We start from the raw sequence: 19,296 nt of genomic DNA, 5'->3' as shown, positions 1-19,296 counted from the left end.
CAGACTGTGACAACCACCTCAGGCCTTCCTGCCCCAAGGTGTACAACGCTTAGCTTCAGAACTTGGCTTCGGCATCCAACTGCAGGGTGTTGGTGTCGGCGTCGCGCTGGGTACGGCTGGAGAAATCCGCTTTGGTCAGGAAGTAGGTGGCACCGACGGCGAAGTTCTTGTCGATGTCGTAGCCCACTTTGAACTTATGGCCGCGTGAACCGGTGGTGCCGTTGGCGAAGTCCGAGTCGGTGAAGGCGCCGACCACGGCGTTACGCTGGGTGTCGCGGTAGTTGTAGTCCAGGTTGAAACCGAACACCTTGGACTTGGCACCCAGCAGCCAGGCGGTGTCCTGATCGGTGGAGGCGTCGTTGTTTTTCACGTATTGACCGTACAGCGACAGCGGTACAGCCAGTCCGCCGATGTCCAGTTGGCTGAAACCTTCGTACAGGCGGAACTCTTCGTTGGCCGAGTTACCGTTGACCGCCAGCGCGCACGGCGTGGTGGTCGTGGTGCAGCGGCTGTCTTCATCGTTCTTGTACGCGTAGACGCTGCCGCCCACGGTCAGTTTCAGGTTGTCGGTGAGCGAGATACGCGAGCCCAACTGGCCGGCGGTCAGGCGCAGGTCGTGACGGAACTGCACGCCGTCGCCGTCGACGTTGTCCTTGAGGTTGTAGTTGCCGATGCTGCCGAACAGCTCGGCGCTGCTGCCCAGAGGATACTTGTAGGTCAGCGCCAGACCTTCAGGGTTGATGTCGCTATCCCAGATCACGTCGCCCATATTGACCCACGGTTGCAGCATCTTGCCGCCGATTACGTGCAGGTTCTTGATCTGGTCAGGGTGGTAGTCGATGTAGCCCAGGTCCAGCCAGATCGACTTCTTGTCGAAGTAGCCATCCTGATCCTGGTTGGTGGAGCGGGCGTCGTCGCCGCCGCCGGTGGCGATACGGATACCGGTGTCCACTTGCGGGTTGATCTCGGTGTAGGCGCCCAGACGGGCACGGATACGCTGACGATCCTTGTCGCGGCCACCGTTGTTGGGCTCGCCGTCGATCTTGATGGTTTCCTGGCGGAAACGCACATCACCCTTGAATTGCGTCTTGGCTGCCCACGCCAGCTTCTGATCGAACACGCTCAAATCGTTGGTCTTTTTGGCGGTGGCCGCGATCTGTTCGTTGGTCTCTTGTTGAGCTTGCCGTGCGATCTGCTGTTCTTTCTGGTCTTTGGCCAACTCGGTTTGCAGTTCGGTGTACTGCGCCGCGGTGATCTGGCCGTTGGCCTTGAGCATGTCGAGCAATTTAGCGTCGACTGCGGCGCTGGCCGGAACACTCAGGGCCAGCAACAGGCCGCCGCACAGGACCGCCGCAGTTTTAGTGGAAGCAAGACGCATATCAATCTCCGAAAGTGAGGAGGGATGGCAAACCATCCAGGACACAACCGACCGATGACGGACGGAAAAGTAACCACCTGCTAGAACCAGGTGCTCTAAAAACAGGCGTCAGTATCGCGATGGTTTATGACGGAGCGGTGGCAAAGTGATGTCATGTCGATGACAAATGAATCGAGCGCGGAACTATCGGTTTAGAGCCTTGTCCGGCGATTCGGGCGTGTATCGATGCTGGCGATAGGCGATACTCGCCAGGCTTTCACGCCATGATGTAGTGAGGATGCCGATGCCGTTGCAACGTCTGGACAACCTGTCCGAAATCTCCCCGCAGGTATGGGATGCGCTGGTGCCGAGCGCCCAGCCCTTTGTGCGTCACGCCTTCCTCAGCGCTTTGGAAGACAGTGCCAGCCTCGGTCCGCAGTCAGGCTGGAAAGCGGAGCATTTGCTGCACTGGGAGGGCGATCGACTGGTGGCGGCCCTGCCCGGTTATCGCAAATGGCATTCCTATGGCGAGTACGTGTTCGATCACGGCTGGGCCGATGCCTGTGCGCGTGCCGGGATCGAGTACTACCCCAAACTGTTGGTGGCGGTGCCGTTCAGCCCCGTCAGCGGCCCGCGTTTGCTGGCCGCCAGCGTCGAGGACGGTTTCGAACTGCTCAACAGTCTGCCCGGTTACCTGGAAATAGAAGGGCTCTGCAGCGCACATATCAACTTCACCGACGGGCTGGCCGATGAAGCCTTGGCCGGCCAACCGGGCTGGTTGCAGCGCCTGGGTTGTCAATTCCACTGGCAGAACCGCGATTATCGCGACTTCCAGGACTTCCTCGACGCTCTGAGCTCGCGCAAGCGCAAGCAGATGCGCAAGGAGCGCGAGCAGGTAGCGGGGCAGGGCATCGCGTTCGAATGGCTGCAAGGTCACGAACTGAGCGAGGCGCAGTGGGATTTTGTCTACGCCTGTTACGCCAATACCTACGCGGTCCGTCGCCAGGCGCCGTACCTGACCCGCGCCTTTTTCAGCCTGCTGGCCGAGCGTATGCCCGAGGCGATCCGCGTGGTCCTGGCCAAGCAAGGCACACGTCCGGTGGCCATGGCCTTCAGCCTGATCGGCGGCGACAGCTTCTACGGCCGCTACTGGGGCTGCCTGGCGGAGTTCGACCGCCTGCATTTCGAAACCTGTTTCTACCAGGGCATGGATTACGCCATCGCCCACGGCCTGCAACGATTCGACGCCGGCGCCCAGGGCGAACACAAACTGATCCGTGGGTTCGAACCGGTGATCACGCGTTCATGGCACTACCTGCGGCATCCGGGCTTGAAGAGCGCGGTGGAGGATTTTCTCGAGCGCGAACGGGTAGGGATTCTGGCGTATGCCGAGGAGGCGAGGGCGGCGCTGCCGTATCGGCAGGTATAAAGACCGTTGGTCTGCATCGGTACTCACAGGTAATAATCTGGCTATCATGTATGTACAAAAGTACATACAGGCGTTTGCCATGCATTTTGAATGGGATGATTCCAAGAACAAGGCCAATATCTCCAAGCACGGCATCGATTTCAATGACGTCCCCGATATATTTCGCCATCCAATGCTGGCCTTGCGCGATGATCGAGCGGATTATGGGGAAGAGCGTTGGATATGTATTGGTTGGATAAAACTGTTAATGGGTGTAGTCGTATACACCGAGCGATGTGGTGATGTGATTCGTATCATCTCCGCGCGAAAGGCAACTAAGAAGGAGGCCAAATACTATGACGCAAACATCCAAAACTGATTGGGAGCGCCTGGCCAAAATGAGTGATAAAGAGATCGATACCAGCGATATCCCTGAATTGGACGCCGAATTTTTCCGTCGTGCGGAGTTGCGTGTGCCTGTAAAACAGGCAGTGACTATTCGGCTGGATGCCGACGTTCTTGAGTGGTTCAAAGGTCAAGGCACGGGTTATCAGACGCGGATCAACCAGTTGTTGCGCCAATACATGCAGGCCCATCAGGGGTGAGCAGGTGCCCTGATCCTTCTTTGCATGGGGTGTCAAGCTTGAGGCCCTTTATCCAGCCCCACTTTCACAACGGCGCTGCGGCGACCGTACTGTCGCTGACCTGAGCGACGATACACGTCGGTAATCCCCTTACCGTGTTGCCCGTGAGGAGCTTGCCTGTGGCAAGCCCGCTCACGACAACGTGGCCCCTCACCGATCTGTCAGTCAGTCGATACCGACGAAGCCACCGGTTTGATGCTGCCAGAGCCGCGCATACAGCCCGCCATGGGCCAGCAGTTCGGCATGGCTGCCACTTTCGGCGACCGCGCCTTTCTCCAGCACCACCAGGCGGTCCATGCGGGCGATGGTCGACAGGCGGTGGGCAATTGCGATCACCGTTTTGCCTTGCATCAGGGTTTCCAGGCTTTCCTGGATCGCCGCTTCCACTTCCGAGTCCAGCGCCGAGGTGGCCTCGTCCATGATCAGGATCGGCGCGTCCTTGAGCAGCACCCGCGCAATGGCGATGCGCTGGCGTTGCCCGCCGGAGAGTTTCACCCCGCGCTCGCCGACGTGAGCATCCAGTCCGGTGCGGCCTTCAGCGTCCGACAGTAAGGGGATGAACTCATCGGCGCGCGCTTTATGAATCGCCCTCCAGAGTTCTTCGTCAGTGGCATCGGGCTTGCCGTACAGCAGGTTGTCGCGGATCGAGCGGTGCAGCAGCGACGTGTCCTGGGTGATCATGCCGATCTGTTCGCGCAGGGTCTCCTGGGTCACTTCGGCGATATTCTGGCCGTCGATGAGGATACGCCCACCCTGCAGGTCGTAAAGGCGCAGCAGCAGGTTGACCAGCGTCGATTTGCCCGCGCCGGAGGGGCCGATCAGGCCGATTTTTTCCCCGGCCTTGATGCTCAGGTTGAGGCCGCCAATGATCCCGCTTTTTTTGCCGTAGTGAAAATCCACCTGCTCGAAGCGCACTTCGCCATGGGGTACGTTCAGGCGTGGAGCATTGTCGCGGTCGGTCACGGCCAGCGGCTGGGCGATGGTTTTCAGGCCGTCCTGGACCATGCCGATGTTTTCGAAAATGCCATTGACCACCCACATGATCCAGCCGGACATGTTGACGATGCGGATCACCAGGCCAGTGGCCAGGGCGATGGCGCCCACCGAGATCAGCGACTGGGTCCACAACCACAGCGCCAGGCCCGTGGTGGTGACGATCAGCAGGCCGTTCATGGTGGTGATGGCAATGTCCATGCTGGTGACCACGCGGCTGGCCAACTGGGTTTTTTCAGTCTGCTCGATCAGCGCTTCCTTGGCGTATTGCTGCTCGTACTGAGTGTGTGCGAACAGCTTCAAGGTGGTGATGTTGGTGTAGCCGTCGACGATGCGCCCCATCAATTTGGAGCGCGCCTCGGAGGAGATCACCGAGCGTTCCTTGACCCGCGGTACGAAGTAACGCAATGCCAGGCTGTAGCAAATGATCCAGCTCACCAGTGGGATCATAAGACGCCAGTCCGCCTCGGCAAACAGCACCAGGGAACTGATGGCATAGATCGCCACGTGCCAGATGGCATCCACTGCCGCCACGGCGGAGTCGCGCAGCGAATTGCCGGTTTGCATGATGCGCTGGGCGATTCGTCCGGCGAAGTCGTTCTGGAAGAAATTCAGGCTCTGCTTGAGCACGTAGCTGTGGTTCTGCCAGCGGATCAGGCTGGTCATGCCGGGGCTGATCGTCTGGTGCACCAGCAGGTCATGCAGGGCGCCGAAGATCGGGCGCAGCAGCAGGGCAACCACGGCCATCCAGATCAGCTCGGTGCTGTGTACCTGGAAGAAGTCCGCGGGTGGCGTGCCCTGGGCCAGGTCGATGATGCGACTCAGGTAGCTGAACAGCGCGACTTCGATCAGCGCGCCGATCAAGCCCACCACCAGCAGGGCGGCGAAGTGCGGCCATACCTGGCGCAGGTAATAGAGGTAGAAGGGCAGGACTTTGTCAGGCGGGGCGGCGCTGGGCGCGTCGCGGAAAATATCGATCAGTTGTTCGAAACGACGATAGAGCATTGGGGTTGACGCCCGCCGGGCGGGCTCTCCTTTCAGGTGCGCGCGCAGCCTTGTGGGCTGCGCGCGGTGCGTCCTGCAGACTTCAGTCGATGCGCTTGGCCGACTTGATCACGACAGGGTCGATTGGCACGTTCTGCATGCCTTGCTTGGTGGTGGTCTGGGAGTTGACGATGATATCGACCACGTCCATGCCCTTGACCACTTTGGCGAATACCGCGTAGCCGGCATCGCGGCCGGGGTCGAGGAAGGCGTTGTCAGCCACGTTGATGAAAAATTGGCTGGTGGCCGAATCCGGGTTCGAGGTGCGCGCCATCGACAGCGTGCCACGCACGTTGTGCAGGCCGTTGCTGGCTTCGTTCTTGATGGGGGCTTCGGTCGGTTTTTGCACCATCTGCGTAGTGAAACCGCCGCCCTGGACCATGAAACCCGGAATCACACGGTGGAAAATCGTGTTGGTGTAGAAGCCTTTGTCGACATAGGCCAGAAAGTTCTTGGTACTGATCGGCGCCTTGACCGGGTCCAGTTCGATTTCAATCTGGCCATTGGTGGTGTCGAGCAGAACGTGCGGCGCCTTGGCCGGCTCTGCCGCCATCAGGTTGGCAGCGAACAAGGCGGAACCGGCGAAGAAGGCGATTTTTTTCAGCATGGGTCAGTGATCCTGGTAGTGGTGTCGACGGTCTTTAGAAAATCGAGCAGGGTCGTGTTAAAGGCGTCGGGTTGATCCAAAGGCGTGGCATGGCGGGAATCTTCGATGACCACCAGTCGCGCATCGGGCAGCAGTTTTACATAGATTTCTTTTTGCGCCACGGGGGTGTAGTCGTGGTCGGCGCTGATGACCAGGGTTGGACAGGCGATCCTGGAAAGTCGTTCCTGCACGCTCCAGCCCACAATCGCATCGAAGCTGGCGAGATAAGCACGTTTGTCGTTTGTTGCCCAGCGCTCGGCCATTTTGCGACGCAGATCGGCCTGCTGCGGTTTGGGAAACAACCGCTCGGCCAGGGCCTTGCCGATGCTGCTCAGGCTGAGCACGCGCGTCAGTGTCCAGCGCTTGGCCCATTGCCAATGGTCATTGACGCTGCGTACCTTGACCTCGGGCGCGCTGTTGACGATGCACAGGCTGCGCACCAGGCCGGGCGCGTCCACCGCCAGCTGAAAGGCGATCATACCGCCCATGGACAGCCCGGACACATGGGCCGGCGGCAGGTCGAGGTGGTCGATCAGCGCGATCAGATCCGCGCTGAAGCCCGGGATACTGTAACGCTCGCGCGGCTTGTCGGAGCGCCCATGGCCGCGTACATCCACCACGATCAGGCGGTAATGCCGGGACAGTACCGGCACCTGCAGCTCCCAATCCTGGCTGCTGGAACCCAGGCCGTGGATCAGGATCAGCGGAGTACCGTGGCCGTATTCCGTGTAGTGCAGGGTGCAGCCTTGATGGTCGAACCAGGCCATGCACGAACTCCGTTTCAGGCTTGCCGAGGCGCGGCGAAAGGCGCGTCCAGCGGGGCGGTGTCGAAGGTGCGCAGCAATTCGACAAGGATCTGCGTGGCCGGGCCCAAGGGTTTGTCCTTGTTTGAGTACAGAAAGAACGTCGGGTGGCGGCTGCCGCCCTGTTCCAAGGGTAGCTGCTTGAGTACGCCCTCGGCGAGTTCGCGTTCGATCATGTGGCGTGGCAACCAGGCAAAACCCAGGCCGCTGCCCACAAAGGACGCCGCCGTGGCCAGGCTGCCGACGGTCCAGCGTTGTTCGGCGCCGAGCCAGCCCACATCTCGCGGTTGCTGGCGACCGGAGTCGCGGATCACCACTTGCATCTGGCTCTCCAGGTCCTGGAAGCTCAGCGCGCGGTTCATGCGATGCAGGGCATGCTCGGGGTGGGCCACGGCGACGAACTCCACATCGCTCATCTCGGTGCCCAGGTAGCCGGGGATACTGAACCCGCAAATCGCCAGGTCGGCCACGCCTTCGATCAGCAGCTCTTCGACACCGGACAACACCTCCTCGCGCAGCCGCACACGGCAACCCCGGCTTTGTGGCATAAATGCGCTCAAGGCGCGCACCAGCCGGGCGTTGGGGTAGGCGGCGTCCACCACCAGGCGCACTTCGGCTTCCCAACCCTGCTCCATATGGTGGGCCAGGTCTTCCAGCTGGCTGGCGTTCTTCACCAGTTGCCGCGAGCGGCGCAACAGCACTTCGCCGGCATCGGTGAGCACCGCCTTGCGCCCGTCGATGCGCAGCAGCGGCACGCCGAGCTGGTCCTGCATGCGGGCCACGGTGTAGCTCACCGAAGACTGCGAACGGTGCAGCGCTTCGGCCGCCTGGGCGAAGCCGCCATGGTCGACCACGGCTTGCAGCGTGCGCCATTGATCGAGGGTAACGCGGGGCGCTTTCAAGATAGGTTCCTCTTGTCCTAAGCTGGCGGTCCTTATTGGAGACTGCCGAATGAGAAAATTCTGTTGTGTGTTGCTGGCGCTGTTGCCGATGAGTGCGTTTGCCTACCCCATCGATGTGACCAAAAAGATCGAAGGCGTGAGCCTGGACTACACGGCGTCCGACGTGGACGATGACATCAGTTCGATTCAACTGAATAACTACGGCACCATTGACGCACAGTGTTCGGTAGTCTTCACCAACGGTCCGGAATCGCCCCGTCGACGTAATGTCTCGGTGCCGGCCGGCAAAAGCACAAACACCACGGTCAAGTTCACCCGCTCCATTATCAAGATGCGTATCGCTCTGGAGTGCGCCCCGAAATAGCGCGCCGGTGGAGCGCTCTACAGGGATACCCGGTTAATCAACAAATTTCTAGATGGGTTATAGCAGTTTTTTGCGCTTTTTAATCGAATCAGCCCTGGATAATCTTTTCTCCATCGACTTACAGCAGTTTCAGATGGAGCCTACAGAGCCATGTCCAACGTTCTGATTATTGAAAGCAGTGCACGTCAGCAGGATTCGATCTCCCGCCAGCTCACCCGGCAGTTCATCGGCCAATGGCGCGCCGCTCACCCGGCGGACCGCATCAGCGTGCGCGACGTGGCCCTTAACCCGGTGCCGCACCTGGACGCGAATTTGCTCGGCGGCTGGATGAAGGCGGCGGAGCAGCGCAATGACGACGAACAGATCTCCCTCGACCGCTCCAACGAATTGACCGATGAACTGCTCGCCGCCGACGTGCTGGTGCTGGCGGCGCCGATGTACAACTTCGCCATCCCCAGCACGCTGAAAGCCTGGCTGGACCACGTGTTGCGTGCCGGTGTGACGTTCAAATACACCCCCACCGGGCCTCAGGGGCTGCTGACCGGCAAGCGCGCCATCGTGCTCACCGCTCGCGGCGGTATTCATACCGGCGCCAGCTCCGATCACCAGGAACCGTACCTGCGTCAGGTCATGGCCTTCATCGGGATTCACGACGTCACCTTCATTCATGCCGAAGGGGTGAACCTGAGCGGTGACTTCCAGGAGAAGGGCATCAACCACGCCAAGGCGCTGATTGCCCAGGTGGCGTGATCCTTTAATCGCCACGTAATCGCCCGGTGTTTATATCGCTCCACGCCAACCCTTCAAGTACGCGTAACGAACCTCCCTTTGCACTTGTTGCTCCTGAGTGCTCCTGCCCGACTGCCGCTATAGCGAGGTCGGGTTTTTTTTGCCTCCAGTTTCGTCCCGCGACGAAAAGCTTTAATGTCCCGCCCATTCGAAACGAGGCGCGCATGGGCTATCTACTGGTTGTCACCCTGATTCAGGCATTTTCCTTCAGCTTGATCGGCGAATACCTCGCCGGTCACGTCGACAGCTACTTCGCGGTGCTGGTGCGCGTGGTGCTGGCCGGGCTGGTATTTATCCCGCTGACGCGCTGGCGTTCGGTGGAGCCTGCGTTCATGCGCGGCATGCTGGTGATCGGCGCGCTGCAGTTCGGCGTGACCTATGTGTGCCTTTACCTGAGCTTTCGCGTGCTCACGGTGCCGGAGGTGCTGCTGTTCACCATCCTTACGCCGTTGCACGTGACCCTGATCGAGGACGCCCTGAATCGGCGTTTCAACTTCTGGGCGCTGCTGGCCGCGCTGGTAGCGGTGGCGGGCGCGGCGGTGATTCGCTTCGACCAGATCACCGCCCACTTCCTGATGGGCTTTTTGCTGCTGCAACTGGCCAACTTCACCTATGCCGCCGGGCAGGTGATGTACAAGCACCTGGTGGCGCGCTACCCGAGCGACCTGCCGCACTATCGACGCTTCGGCTACTTCTACCTTGGCGCGTTGCTGGTGGTGTTGCCGGCGTTCCTGCTGTTCGGCAAGGCTGACTTCCTGCCGGAGGCGCCGCTGCAATGGGGCGTGCTGGTGTTCCTCGGCCTGGTCAGTACGGCGCTGGGCCTGTACTGGTGGAATAAAGGCGCGTGTCTGGTCAACGGTGGCACGCTGGCGGTGATGAACAACCTGCACGTACCGGTGGGCCTGCTGCTCAACCTGCTGATCTGGAACCAGCACGAGCCGCTGGGCCGCCTGGCCTTGGGTGGCCTGGTGATTCTGGCGGCGGTCTGGATAAGTCGATTGGGCGTAAAGCCCGCGCCTGGCGTACAGTCTGCGACGTGATGGGCCTTGGGCGGCGTGAGCGGCGATGAAAGTCTGCTATCGGAAAGAACGGTGTGGGGGCGGCAGAGTGGACAAGATTGATGAACTGATCATTGCGGCCTTGAAGGATGACTCCCGCGTCAGCCTGGCGCAATTGGCGCGGCAAGTTCACAAGTCTCGAACCGCAGTAGAGTCGCGCGTACAAAAGCTGATTGAAAAAGGCGTCATCCTGGGCTTTACCATCAACGTCGCGGAGGGCGATGGCACCTTGCAAGCGGCGTTTTTGATGCTGACGCTCAATGGCAGTCACTGTCACCTCGTGTATCCGATGCTTCAGCAGTTCAGCCAGGTGGTGCATGCCTACTCACTGTTTGGCGACGTGGACATGATGCTCGACGTTCGCTACAGAAGCTTTGAAGAACTGATGGTGTTCAAGGAAAGCCTGTTGAAGATCGAGCATGTGAAGGAAGTGGTGGTCAACCCTGTGCTGAAGGCCTGGCGTTAGGCCCAGGCCATGGCCGGCATGGCTTCACGCATGATCGCGAACGGTTTCAAGAAAATGATGACTCAGGTTCGGCATTTGCTGACGAAGGGTGTCCACGAGTTCTTCGATGACCGCCTGGTTGAATTGGAACGATGTGTCGTCATGTCCCAGGATCACCACCAGCAGCCTCGATGAGTCTTTCGTCAGCCGGAAGTCATGGGCATCGGCGTCCACCTTGCCGATGCTCGCCAACGGCACATCCCCGCAGGTATAGACGATGTCGCCGACAGGAATCGTGATGGGCTTCTTGGCGAACAGCGGGCGTAGCACCCTCGGTTTGTCCGAGCGCATCACATAGATGTCATCCTTCTGGTGATACGTGTGCACGCCGATGCTGACCCCATGCCGGATTGCGACCGCGTTATAGGCATCGACGATATTGTTGATGGGGTAAACGCCTTTGGCGATGAAGCGTCGCAGCAGCTTCTCATTGGCGCTGACGGTATTTTCGTAGCCGAGTTTTTTGAGCTGCCTGGAAAACCCTTCGTAGACGACGTTCGAATCCAGCTCGTTAAGATGCGAGGCCACGTGGTTCAGGTTGCTTTGCAGTACCCCGACGAAGCTCCGATCATCCGAGACGGTGACGTCCTCGATAACGGCAGCGCATGCATTGTTGATGCCCAGCTCGCAAGCTGACTTTTTGATAATCAAACGGCTTCTCATAACCTTAGGCCCACAGTTTTTTTCGCAGATTGGCGGTACTCACGTCCAGTTGCTGCGCCGAGGGGCTTTGCAGCCAGAACAGCCCTGGACAGGTGGCGAAGTCGATAGTGACCGGCGTGGTATCGCCGGCGCGCATGAAATACCGGTGCCCGCAGTAGGCTTCGTCCGCCTGGGCGCTTTGTAAGGCCTGGGGTGACGGCGGCTCAAAGGTTCGGCTTTCATCGGAGCAGAAGAAACCGATCCGGCCATGGCTGATCTGGCTGGCCGCAGCGGCCTGGGGGCGAGGGTGGCCGAGGTAGCTGTCGATCGACAGTGACAGCAAGTCGGGGAGATACACCTGCTGGAACAGCAGGGGCGCGATGCCGCCGTGCAAGCGACCGCCGGCCTCAATCATTACCGGCCCGGCGTCGGACCAAATGATCTCCATATGGATCGGCCCGACGCGCACGCCCAGGGCCGCCGCCGCCTGGCGGGCGTAATCGGTCAGCGGTTGCAGTTCGGGCGCCTGAGGGTCGAGGGTGTCGAGGCTTTCGTAGACAAACATGCTGCCGTTCTTCTGGATCTTGGTGTACTTGCAGACGCTGGCGACGATGTAGGTGCTGCCGAAGGCGACCATATCCACCACGTACTCAGGCCCCGCTATGAACGACTGCACGATAAACCCGAGATTGACTTCGCCGAGGTCGTTTTTCTGCTGCCAGGCGGCGTTTTTCAAGGCGGTTTCCACTTCGCGCTTGCCCTGGGCAAACACCACGCCTTCAGTGGCGGCCGAGTTCAGTGGCTTGACCACATAGGTGGCCGACTCGTCGAGTTTGGCCACCACCTCGCCGATGCGGCTCGGTGAGCTCAGCAGGTGCGAGGCGATGTGGGACAACTGGTGGTGTTTCAATGCCTGCTGCATGGAGAACTTGTTACGGCGCAGGTCGCTGGTGATGCGGCTGTTGCCGGGGATGTCGAGCAGCTCCGTCAGGTAGTCGGTGAGATAGATCGCGGTTTCGCAACCGGCGATCACGGCGCTCAGCGACAAGGTTTCCAGAGTGATCAACAGGCTTTCTTCCCAGTGATATACCTGATCAAAGTTGTCTGCGATCAAGTCTTGGGTGAAGTGTTCCGGCAAGTCACGGGTGGAGATCACGGCGATGCACCGGATGCCCTGCGCGTTGAGCAGGGGGGCATACAGTTTGCCCGTGGAGAACGGGTCAACGATCAATACGGTTTTCACTACTGTCACGTCGTGTATTCCTTATTCCGTGGTGGCGGTGGACGCGGGGGCCGGGGTCAGGTTCCACGCCAGTACGGCAGTGGCCAACAGGCCGGCGGAGACGATCATCAACAGGCGGGCGCCTTCGAGTCCTAGGAAGCCGGAGGTGGTGAAGAAGGTCAGGATCATCGGCGCCGAGCCACTGACCAGCAGGTAGTAGAGCGAGCTTTTGGCCGCGATCACGTCGGCTACCCGAGCGTTGGGTGCCGACTCGATCAAGGTTCTGCGCAATTGGATGCGCAGGCTGTTGATGCAAAAACCCAGCAGGAAGGCCGCGGCCATCATCACGTAGAGGTTGTGGAAGTAGACGATCGCCACGTCCGCCAGTATCACCAGCGAGATCGCGCCGTAGCGGTTGAGCTTGATGCGCGGCAACACCGCAGCGCTGAAGGCACCCAGGCCCGCCAGGCCGCTGGCGACCCCGAACAGCGTGGCATTCCACTCATTGAGTTTTTGAAAAACGATGGGCACCAGGCTGTTGAACGCGCCGATATGGAAACCGATCATGCTCAACACGATGATCAGGATATAGAGGTTTCGCGGTAGCTCCAGTGGCCGCGCGGTGGAGGTTGCCGTGGCCTGTTCGGTGGCGTGTTCGTTGGGGCTGTCGGCTACCAGAAGGATGGCCGCGAGCGAGACAATCGCTGCCAGGCTGATGATCTGCAGCGTCTGGTTGACCGAAAACACATCCACAATCAACCCGCCCAGGAGCGCGCCGCCGAAGGCACCGATCTGTATGGAGGTTTGCATCAACCGCGCGCAGGTATCGCTGTCGGTGAGACCGGCCAGTACCAGCTTGGTATTTTTCGATTCCAGTGTGCTGATGGTGAAGTAGTCGGTCACGCCCACTACGAACGCAATGGCCAGGAAGCCGATCGGTAGCAGGGCGGCCTCGGTAAACGACAAGCCCAGGACTGCCGCAAAGGCCACCAGGCGAATGTACAACAGCCGTTTCAGGCTCAGTTCAATGGTGAAGAACCGGCCGATGTACTGTTCGCACAGATAGGGCACGACGGTCGCCACGCACAAGGTGGCGCCGACCAGGAAGGTCGAACCGGTAGTCTCCAGGCCGAACCAGACCATCGCGATGACAATCGCCATGTCGAGGCCGGTGAAGAGCGTCACGATTGAGTAGAACGCTGTCAGTGTCGATTTAGTCTTCATGAGCTTCATCCGTCGTAGCGGGAAATTTTAAGCAGCGGCACACAACGCTCTGTGTCGCCGACGACCGTGCTGATCCGGTTCCTGACGCGCACGGTGGGCAGTGCGCTCTTTTCCAGGTTGCAGACCCTGTAGGCGTTGTCGTGCCAGGGACAGATCACACTTTGGCCGTCGCCTGTCACTTCGCCCATGTGCAGCGGGCCGCCACGGTGGGGGCACTTGGTGGGCAGCAATTGCGTCGAATACGCGTGACGCTTGAGAAAGTAGGTGCGTTCCTCCACGGCCACATAGTTGGCGTGGGAGATATTCAGGCTGATGGCTTTCATGGGGTTGCCCACTCAAATGGCGGTTACGGTGTAGGTGCAGGAGGGACTGCAGATGCGCGTGCCATGCAGCATTCCCTTGGGAATCACAACGCCTTCGCCGGCTTTGAGGCGTACCGTCAGTTCGGGGCTGGCGACAAACTCCAGCTCGCCTGATTCGACCCAGAACAGTTCGTCATTGGGGTGGGTATGCAGCACCGACAGTTCGAGTTCAGTCTCGGTAATCCTCAGGTCCACGGGTTTTTGGCCCTGCAGCGCCGCTGCCTGTGCGCGATGCTGATCCAATTCGTCATGCCATTGGATATGGGCATACAGCTCTTCGTCGGCGATGTCCTGAAGCAGCCTGAACTCTTCGAAGCCGCGTATAAGGTCGGGAATGATCTGGGGGCCGAACTGCTTGATCATGGGCATGATCAAGCGCTGCAGCGCCATTCTTCCGTGGTGTACATCGATGTGGGCATGTTCGTCGAAATAGTCCGTGGAGACGGCGCCGTTGAAGATGGTCTTGATTGCGCGTGACTGGTGCTTGGTCGTCAGTGCCAACGTGGCTTCGGTGTAGTACATCGCGCCGATATAGCGGAACAGTTCGCCGTGGTTGGCCGATACGTAGTGGAAGTAGTTGGTGAGCGACAGCGACGCCGGTGTATAGAACTGCCAGTAATGGTGTACGTGATGGGACATGCCCATGTCCTGGAGCATGTCTTCGAAAATGGTGCTGTGCTTCTTTTTGTCGACGCCGTAGCCATACTCGTCGATCAGGATCTTGAACAATTCGCTGGTGTACACACCGCTGTTGCCCAGTACGTTGCGGGCCATCGCCGATGCTTCACTGAGAAAGTCTCCCGCACATTGCGTCATGAAAAACCTGGCGGCACGTTCCGGCTGGCGGCTGGTGGTTAACACTTCATGGAGTTTGGACTCGGAGTGAGCGACGTCGTCCAATACTTTATCGGTGTGGGCGATAAAGGAATCCAGGCACCAAGGGCCGTTGATATGCACTTCTTCCTTGAGCCAGTTGTACAGATAGTGTTCCAACAAGGGCCGGATCTTTTTACCACTGGCGGTGTGAACGGGATCGTAGAAACTTTTAAAAGCCTTTAAATCCAGTTCCAATGGCGGCTTGGGTAAAAAGACCAGATCCTGTTCGTAGATATTCAACAATAACCGCTGTGCCAAGAGATGCTGACTGTTTGAAAGTTGATCGCTGGTCAGGCAGGTGGTAATGATTGAATCGGTGACGTCCTGTGGCCGCGACGGTCGCTGATAAGGGCTTTGGGTATAAAAGTCTTGGGGTTGAGCAAAGGCGGCGGCACCACAATAGTGGGTCAGGGCTTCGGCATTCGAACTTAATACAAAATCTGCTGCATTAACGGAAAGCTGAGTTGTCCATAACATGGCGGGGGCCTTTTGCTGGCGTGGTTCGATGGCCCAGATGCTAAGCAGTTGGTTTTTTTAAAAACAGATTAGAAACAGTGCGCGCGCGTAGTGAAATTCACTAAACGCGTAGGAAGAATTTTCTTTGTGGGCTGTGCCGGTTGAAGAATGGGCCGTGGCGGCTACACATAGTGGCGGGCTTTTTTACGGCGGGTGAGTCAGCAGTGGCTGACCTTGGAGCGAGGCGCTTGCCAGTGCCTCGCCGGTATCGCTGTCAATGCTCGGAGGATTGCGAGGCGTGGGTATCGCGTGCCAAGGTCAGTATTGCGGTGCGCAAGTCGGTGCCGCTGGGTTGCTGATACAGGTTCAGTCCGAACTCCGGCAACACTGCCAGCAGATAGTCAAAAATATCCCCCTGGATGCGCTCGTAGTCCGCCCACACGGTGGTGCGGGTGAAACAGTAGATCTCGAGCGGCACGCCCTCGGCGGTGGTTTGCATCTGGCGGACCATGCACGTCATGTTGGGCTGGATGTCCGGATGACTTTTCAGATAGGCCAGCGCGTAGGCGCGGAAGGTGCCCAGGTTGGTCATGCGCCGGCGGTTGGTCGACAGTTGCGCACTGTGGCCCTGGGCTTCGTTCCACGCCTTGAGTTCGGCCTGTTTGCGGCTGATGTAATCGGTGAGCAGGTGCACCTGGGTCATGCGCACTTCTTCATCGTCACGCAGGAAGCGCACACCGCTGGCGTCGATGAACAGGCTGCGTTTGATGCGACGCCCGCCGGAAACCTGCATGCCGCGCCAGTTCTTGAACGACTCCGACATCAGGCGCCAGGTCGGGATGGAGACAATGGTTTTATCGAAGTTCTGCACTTTCACCGTGTGCAGGGTGATGTCGACCACATCGCCGTCGGCACCGACCTGAGGCATTTCGATCCAGTCGCCGACCCGCAGCATGTCGTTGCTGGTCAGCTGCACGCTGGCGACGAACGACAGCAACGTGTCCTTGTAGACCAACAGGATCACCGCCGACATCGCACCCAGGCCGGATAGCAGCAGTAACGGCGAACGGTCGATCAGAGTGGCGACGATGATGATCGCGCCGAACACAAACAGCACCATCTTCGCCAATTGCACATAGCCCTTGATCGAGCGGGTGCGGGCATGTTCGGTGCGGGCATAGATGTCCAGCAGGGCGTTGAGCAGGGCGCTCATGGCCAGCACCAGGAACAGGATGGTGAACGCCAGGGCGACGTTGCCGATGAACAGGGTGGCGGTCTTGCTCAGGTCGGGCACCAGGTACAGGCCGAACTGGATCACCAGTGACGGGGTCAGTTGCGCCAGGCGGTGGAAGACTTTGTTGTGGCGCAAGTCGTTGAGCCAGTGCAGGGCCGGTTGCCGGCCGAGCAATTTGACCGCGTGCAGGATCAGGTAGCGCGCCACCCGACCCAGTACCAGCGCCACCACCAGCAATACCAGCAGGCCCAGGCTCGCGTGCAACAGCGGGTGTTGATCCAGTGCGCCCCAGAGGTCTTGGACGTTACGCCAAAGCTGTTTGATATCCATGGATGAAGCGGTTCCTCGGTAAGACAGGTCGGGGGCGATTAGAGCATCTGAGTGCGACAAAGTTGATGTCATTGACACAATCACGCACAAAAAAACGCCTGATTGGCACCGCTCGCGTAAAGAAACTCGGTTTGGACGCCCGAAACCGTTACCCTATGCAGCTGATATTTTGCATTTCTTCGAGGTAGCACCCGTGTTTTCCCAATTCGCCCTGCACGAACGCCTGCTCAAAGCCGTGGCCGAGCTTAAATTTGTCGAGCCTACGCCAGTGCAGGCCGCGGCCATTCCGCTCGCGCTTGAAGGGCGTGACCTGCGGGTGACGGCGCAAACCGGCAGCGGCAAGACCGCCGCGTTCGTCCTGCCGGTCCTGAATCGTTTGATCGGCCCGGCCAAGGTCCGCGTCAGCATCAAGACCCTGATCCTGCTGCCGACCCGCGAGTTGGCCCAGCAAACCCTGAAAGAGGTCGAGCGCTTCTCGCAGTTCACCTTCATCAAGTCCGGCATCATCACCGGTGGCGAAGACTTCAAGGTCCAGGCCGCCATGCTGCGTAAAGTGCCGGACATTCTGATCGGCACGCCAGGGCGCATGATCGAGCAACTGAACGCCGGCAACCTGGACCTCAAGGAAGTCGAAGTGCTGGTGCTCGACGAAGCCGACCGCATGCTTGATATGGGCTTTGCCGACGATGTGCAGCGTTTGGTGGGCGAGTGCGTCAACCGTCAGCAGACCATGCTGTTCTCCGCCACCACCGGCGGCTCGACCCTGCGCGACATGGTCGCCAAGGTGCTGAACAACCCGGAGCACCTGCAGGTCAACAACGTCAGCGACCTCAATGCGACCACCCGCCAGCAGATCGTCACCGCCGACCACAACGTGCACAAAGAGCAGATCCTCAACTGGCTGCTGGCCAACGAGACGTATCAGAAAGCCATTGTGTTCACCAACACTCGCGCCGCCGCCGACCGCATCTACGGCCGTCTGGTCGCTCAGGAATACAAGGCGTTCGTGCTGCACGGCGAGAAAGACCAGAAGGATCGCAAGCTCGCCATCGACCGCCTCAAGGCCGGCGGTGTAAAGATCCTGGTGGCCACCGACGTCGCCGCCCGTGGCCTGGACGTGGATGGCCTGGACCTGGTGATCAACTTCGACATGCCGCGCAGCGGCGACGAATACGTGCACCGCATCGGTCGCACCGGGCGAGCCGGTAACGACGGCCTGGCGATCTCCCTGATCTGCCACGGCGACTGGAACCTGATGTCGAGCATCGAGCGCTACCTGAAGCAGTCGTTCGAGCGCCGCACCATCAAGGAAGTCAAAGGCACCTACACCGGGCCGAAAAAGGTCAAGGCGTCGGGCAAGGCCGTCGGCGTGAAGAAGAAAAAGACCGACGCCAAGGGCGACAAGAAGAAAGCCGGCGCGAAGTCGCCGACCAAGCGCAAGATCGCCAACCGCCCGAAGACCGACAACCTGTCGTTGGTAAGCAAGGACGGCATGGCCCCGCTCAAGCGCCGCAAGCCGCAAGTGCCGGCCGCTGAATAAGCCTGAGGCAATATAAAAAAACCGGACGATGTCCGGTTTTTTTATAGGCTCAGTTTTTGGCCTTGGCGGCAGCCTCTTTCAACTCTTTGAGGCGCGCGTCGATCAACTGGCATTTGTCGGGAAACTCCGCGCTTTCGGTGTCCAGGTCCATTTTCTGCAATTGCTGGTTCATCTCCTTGGCTTTGGCCGGGTTCTGTTCGGTGAGCTGGGTGACTTGCCTGGCCAGTTCCTCGCGCTTGGCGGTGGCTTCTTCCGGAGTACAGGCCCAGGCGGGCAGGGCGGTGAGCAGGGCGGCAGCGACAGCCAGCTTCATCAGGGTTTTCATGATCGACCTCCTTGGCGTTAGTAGTCAGTTGAGGGGGCGAACGTCTGGAAAGTTCAGAGAAATACCGCCCGTGCATTCGGCTGAACGGCCGCTGACGTCACAGGTCACACCTGCTGACGGGCTACTTTTCCTCACGCCCGCAGGAGGAATCAGGATGACGACTTACAATTGGGATTTGATCGAACGTTTGCTGCATGAAGTGCAGAACGGCGAGGGTAACTTTGCCCCGCGCAAGTATGCGGAGCAGGAAGCCGCCGATAAGGCCACGGCCGGCGAATCCATCGGTAATCTGGATGCACTGAAAAAAAACGCCGCCGATTATGAGGCGCTGCTGCTCAAGCGCGGCTTTATCCAACCGCGCCCGGAAGAAGAGGGCGGTAACGGTGAAAATTTCATCTTGACCCCGCGGGGTTCGAGTTTGCTGGCGCTGATCGACAGCTCCATTCCCGGCGATGCCCGTTCGCGTCAGATCCTGGACGAACAGGAAGACGCGTTGGACGAAGCGACCTTTGAGCGTGTGGCCTGCGAAGCGGCGAATGCGGGCGGCGCGATCTAAGGTCTGTACGACGCTG

Annotated in this window: 21 protein-coding genes; 9 read left to right on the top strand and 12 right to left on the bottom strand. The window is 59.5% G+C overall.

Annotated features, from left to right (window positions below; genetic code table 11):
- Positions 1 to 55: 55 nt before the first annotated feature.
- Positions 56 to 1,378: a putative porin gene (locus QRN10_RS05695; protein WP_181076031.1), complete on the bottom strand. Its 1,323-nt coding sequence runs from the start codon at positions 1,376 to 1,378 to the stop codon at positions 56 to 58.
- A gap of 283 nt (positions 1,379 to 1,661) precedes the next feature.
- Between QRN10_RS05695 and QRN10_RS05690 the strand changes: the two genes are divergently transcribed.
- The 3 genes from QRN10_RS05690 (at position 1,662) to QRN10_RS05680 (ending at position 3,370) form a co-directional block, all read left to right on the top strand.
- Positions 1,662 to 2,786, top strand: a complete 1,125-nt coding sequence (locus QRN10_RS05690; protein WP_285427985.1) for a GNAT family N-acetyltransferase — start codon at positions 1,662 to 1,664, stop codon at positions 2,784 to 2,786.
- A 79-nt stretch (positions 2,787 to 2,865) separates the two neighbouring features.
- Positions 2,866 to 3,144 (top strand): BrnT family toxin, encoded by a 279-nt coding sequence (locus QRN10_RS05685; protein WP_181076027.1) that lies wholly within the window; start codon positions 2,866 to 2,868, stop codon positions 3,142 to 3,144.
- On the top strand, positions 3,122 to 3,370 hold the full coding sequence (locus QRN10_RS05680) for a BrnA antitoxin family protein (protein WP_181076025.1): 249 nt from the start codon (positions 3,122 to 3,124) through the stop codon (positions 3,368 to 3,370). Before QRN10_RS05685 ends, QRN10_RS05680 begins: the two co-directional genes overlap by 23 nt.
- A gap of 204 nt (positions 3,371 to 3,574) precedes the next feature.
- On the opposite strand, the gene QRN10_RS05675 is transcribed toward QRN10_RS05680, so the two are convergent.
- The 4 genes from QRN10_RS05675 to QRN10_RS05660 form a co-directional block, all read right to left on the bottom strand.
- Complete coding sequence (locus QRN10_RS05675; RefSeq protein WP_181076023.1) at positions 3,575 to 5,407, bottom strand: ABC transporter ATP-binding protein; 1,833 nt, start codon at positions 5,405 to 5,407, stop codon at positions 3,575 to 3,577.
- An 82-nt stretch (positions 5,408 to 5,489) separates the two neighbouring features.
- Complete coding sequence (locus tag QRN10_RS05670) at positions 5,490 to 6,053, bottom strand: peptidylprolyl isomerase (protein WP_253508849.1); 564 nt, start codon at positions 6,051 to 6,053, stop codon at positions 5,490 to 5,492.
- Positions 6,047 to 6,859 carry an alpha/beta fold hydrolase gene (locus QRN10_RS05665; RefSeq protein WP_285427984.1) on the bottom strand — a complete coding sequence of 271 codons (813 nt, stop codon included), beginning with the start codon at positions 6,857 to 6,859 and terminating at the stop codon, positions 6,047 to 6,049. Before QRN10_RS05665 ends, QRN10_RS05670 begins: the two co-directional genes overlap by 7 nt.
- A 14-nt stretch (positions 6,860 to 6,873) precedes the next feature.
- Positions 6,874 to 7,797, bottom strand: a complete 924-nt coding sequence (locus tag QRN10_RS05660; RefSeq protein ID WP_181076018.1) for a PA3225 family LysR-type transcriptional regulator — start codon at positions 7,795 to 7,797, stop codon at positions 6,874 to 6,876.
- A gap of 49 nt (positions 7,798 to 7,846) precedes the next feature.
- Between QRN10_RS05660 and QRN10_RS05655 the strand changes: the two genes are divergently transcribed.
- From QRN10_RS05655 to QRN10_RS05640, 4 genes are all read left to right on the top strand, one after another.
- Positions 7,847 to 8,161: a 3-phosphoglycerate kinase gene (locus QRN10_RS05655; protein ID WP_253508845.1), complete on the top strand. Its 315-nt coding sequence runs from the start codon at positions 7,847 to 7,849 to the stop codon at positions 8,159 to 8,161.
- Between the two features lie 150 nt (positions 8,162 to 8,311).
- Positions 8,312 to 8,911, top strand: coding sequence for an FMN-dependent NADH-azoreductase (locus QRN10_RS05650; RefSeq protein WP_253508843.1), 600 nt, complete (start codon positions 8,312 to 8,314; stop codon positions 8,909 to 8,911).
- 203 nt (positions 8,912 to 9,114) lie between these two features.
- Complete coding sequence (locus QRN10_RS05645) at positions 9,115 to 9,990, top strand: carboxylate/amino acid/amine transporter (RefSeq protein WP_253508841.1); 876 nt, start codon at positions 9,115 to 9,117, stop codon at positions 9,988 to 9,990.
- 67 nt (positions 9,991 to 10,057) lie between these two features.
- A complete protein-coding gene (locus QRN10_RS05640; RefSeq protein WP_181076010.1) occupies positions 10,058 to 10,474 on the top strand; it encodes an Lrp/AsnC family transcriptional regulator in 417 nt (138 codons plus the stop codon).
- Between the two features lie 24 nt (positions 10,475 to 10,498).
- On the opposite strand, the gene QRN10_RS05635 is transcribed toward QRN10_RS05640, so the two are convergent.
- From QRN10_RS05635 to QRN10_RS05610, 6 genes are all read right to left on the bottom strand, one after another.
- Positions 10,499 to 11,164 (bottom strand): phenylalanine--tRNA ligase beta subunit-related protein, encoded by a 666-nt coding sequence (locus QRN10_RS05635; RefSeq protein ID WP_181076008.1) that lies wholly within the window; start codon positions 11,162 to 11,164, stop codon positions 10,499 to 10,501.
- A gap of 16 nt (positions 11,165 to 11,180) precedes the next feature.
- Positions 11,181 to 12,407 carry an ATP-grasp domain-containing protein gene (locus QRN10_RS05630; protein WP_266246303.1) on the bottom strand — a complete coding sequence of 409 codons (1,227 nt, stop codon included), beginning with the start codon at positions 12,405 to 12,407 and terminating at the stop codon, positions 11,181 to 11,183.
- Between the two features lie 12 nt (positions 12,408 to 12,419).
- Complete coding sequence (locus QRN10_RS05625) at positions 12,420 to 13,601, bottom strand: MFS transporter (protein ID WP_285427983.1); 1,182 nt, start codon at positions 13,599 to 13,601, stop codon at positions 12,420 to 12,422.
- A 5-nt stretch (positions 13,602 to 13,606) separates the two neighbouring features.
- A complete protein-coding gene (locus tag QRN10_RS05620; RefSeq protein ID WP_181076004.1) occupies positions 13,607 to 13,924 on the bottom strand; it encodes a Rieske 2Fe-2S domain-containing protein in 318 nt (105 codons plus the stop codon).
- 12 nt (positions 13,925 to 13,936) lie between these two features.
- Positions 13,937 to 14,959 carry an iron-containing redox enzyme family protein gene (locus QRN10_RS05615; protein ID WP_285427982.1) on the bottom strand — a complete coding sequence of 341 codons (1,023 nt, stop codon included), beginning with the start codon at positions 14,957 to 14,959 and terminating at the stop codon, positions 13,937 to 13,939.
- 610 nt (positions 14,960 to 15,569) lie between these two features.
- On the bottom strand, positions 15,570 to 16,859 hold the full coding sequence (locus tag QRN10_RS05610) for a mechanosensitive ion channel family protein (RefSeq protein ID WP_266246301.1): 1,290 nt from the start codon (positions 16,857 to 16,859) through the stop codon (positions 15,570 to 15,572).
- A 193-nt stretch (positions 16,860 to 17,052) separates the two neighbouring features.
- Between QRN10_RS05610 and QRN10_RS05605 the strand changes: the two genes are divergently transcribed.
- Positions 17,053 to 18,399 (top strand): DEAD/DEAH box helicase, encoded by a 1,347-nt coding sequence (locus tag QRN10_RS05605; protein ID WP_285427980.1) that lies wholly within the window; start codon positions 17,053 to 17,055, stop codon positions 18,397 to 18,399.
- Between the two features lie 49 nt (positions 18,400 to 18,448).
- Here QRN10_RS05605 and QRN10_RS05600 read toward each other — a convergent pair whose 3' ends face one another.
- Complete coding sequence (locus QRN10_RS05600; RefSeq protein WP_253508827.1) at positions 18,449 to 18,724, bottom strand: hypothetical protein; 276 nt, start codon at positions 18,722 to 18,724, stop codon at positions 18,449 to 18,451.
- A gap of 154 nt (positions 18,725 to 18,878) precedes the next feature.
- On the opposite strand from QRN10_RS05600, the gene QRN10_RS05595 reads away from it, so the two are divergent.
- Positions 18,879 to 19,280, top strand: a complete 402-nt coding sequence (locus tag QRN10_RS05595) for a transcriptional regulator (protein ID WP_253508825.1) — start codon at positions 18,879 to 18,881, stop codon at positions 19,278 to 19,280.
- The last annotated feature ends 16 nt before the right edge of the window (positions 19,281 to 19,296 follow it).

This window comes from Pseudomonas sp. lyk4-R2A-8 (assembly GCF_030209095.1).
Lineage (GTDB): Bacteria > Pseudomonadota > Gammaproteobacteria > Pseudomonadales > Pseudomonadaceae > Aquipseudomonas > Aquipseudomonas quebecensis.
Note: the sequence above shows the minus strand (reverse complement) of the source record. Positions and strands in the feature narration are given on the sequence as shown.

Coding starts and splice junctions, on each gene's coding strand:
- QRN10_RS05655 (WP_253508845.1), top strand. CDS start 7,847: ATGAGAAAATTCTGTTGTGTGTTGCTGGCGCTGTTGCCGATGAGTGCG.
- QRN10_RS05625 (WP_285427983.1), bottom strand. CDS start 13,601: ATGAAGACTAAATCGACACTGACAGCGTTCTACTCAATCGTGACGCTC.
- QRN10_RS05690 (WP_285427985.1), top strand. CDS start 1,662: ATGCCGTTGCAACGTCTGGACAACCTGTCCGAAATCTCCCCGCAGGTA.
- QRN10_RS05665 (WP_285427984.1), bottom strand. CDS start 6,859: ATGGCCTGGTTCGACCATCAAGGCTGCACCCTGCACTACACGGAATAC.
- QRN10_RS05675 (WP_181076023.1), bottom strand. CDS start 5,407: ATGCTCTATCGTCGTTTCGAACAACTGATCGATATTTTCCGCGACGCG.
- QRN10_RS05685 (WP_181076027.1), top strand. CDS start 2,866: ATGCATTTTGAATGGGATGATTCCAAGAACAAGGCCAATATCTCCAAG.
- QRN10_RS05620 (WP_181076004.1), bottom strand. CDS start 13,924: ATGAAAGCCATCAGCCTGAATATCTCCCACGCCAACTATGTGGCCGTG.
- QRN10_RS05595 (WP_253508825.1), top strand. CDS start 18,879: ATGACGACTTACAATTGGGATTTGATCGAACGTTTGCTGCATGAAGTG.
- QRN10_RS05610 (WP_266246301.1), bottom strand. CDS start 16,859: ATGGATATCAAACAGCTTTGGCGTAACGTCCAAGACCTCTGGGGCGCA.
- QRN10_RS05645 (WP_253508841.1), top strand. CDS start 9,115: ATGGGCTATCTACTGGTTGTCACCCTGATTCAGGCATTTTCCTTCAGC.
- QRN10_RS05670 (WP_253508849.1), bottom strand. CDS start 6,053: ATGCTGAAAAAAATCGCCTTCTTCGCCGGTTCCGCCTTGTTCGCTGCC.
- QRN10_RS05650 (WP_253508843.1), top strand. CDS start 8,312: ATGTCCAACGTTCTGATTATTGAAAGCAGTGCACGTCAGCAGGATTCG.
- QRN10_RS05680 (WP_181076025.1), top strand. CDS start 3,122: ATGACGCAAACATCCAAAACTGATTGGGAGCGCCTGGCCAAAATGAGT.
- QRN10_RS05600 (WP_253508827.1), bottom strand. CDS start 18,724: ATGAAAACCCTGATGAAGCTGGCTGTCGCTGCCGCCCTGCTCACCGCC.
- QRN10_RS05695 (WP_181076031.1), bottom strand. CDS start 1,378: ATGCGTCTTGCTTCCACTAAAACTGCGGCGGTCCTGTGCGGCGGCCTG.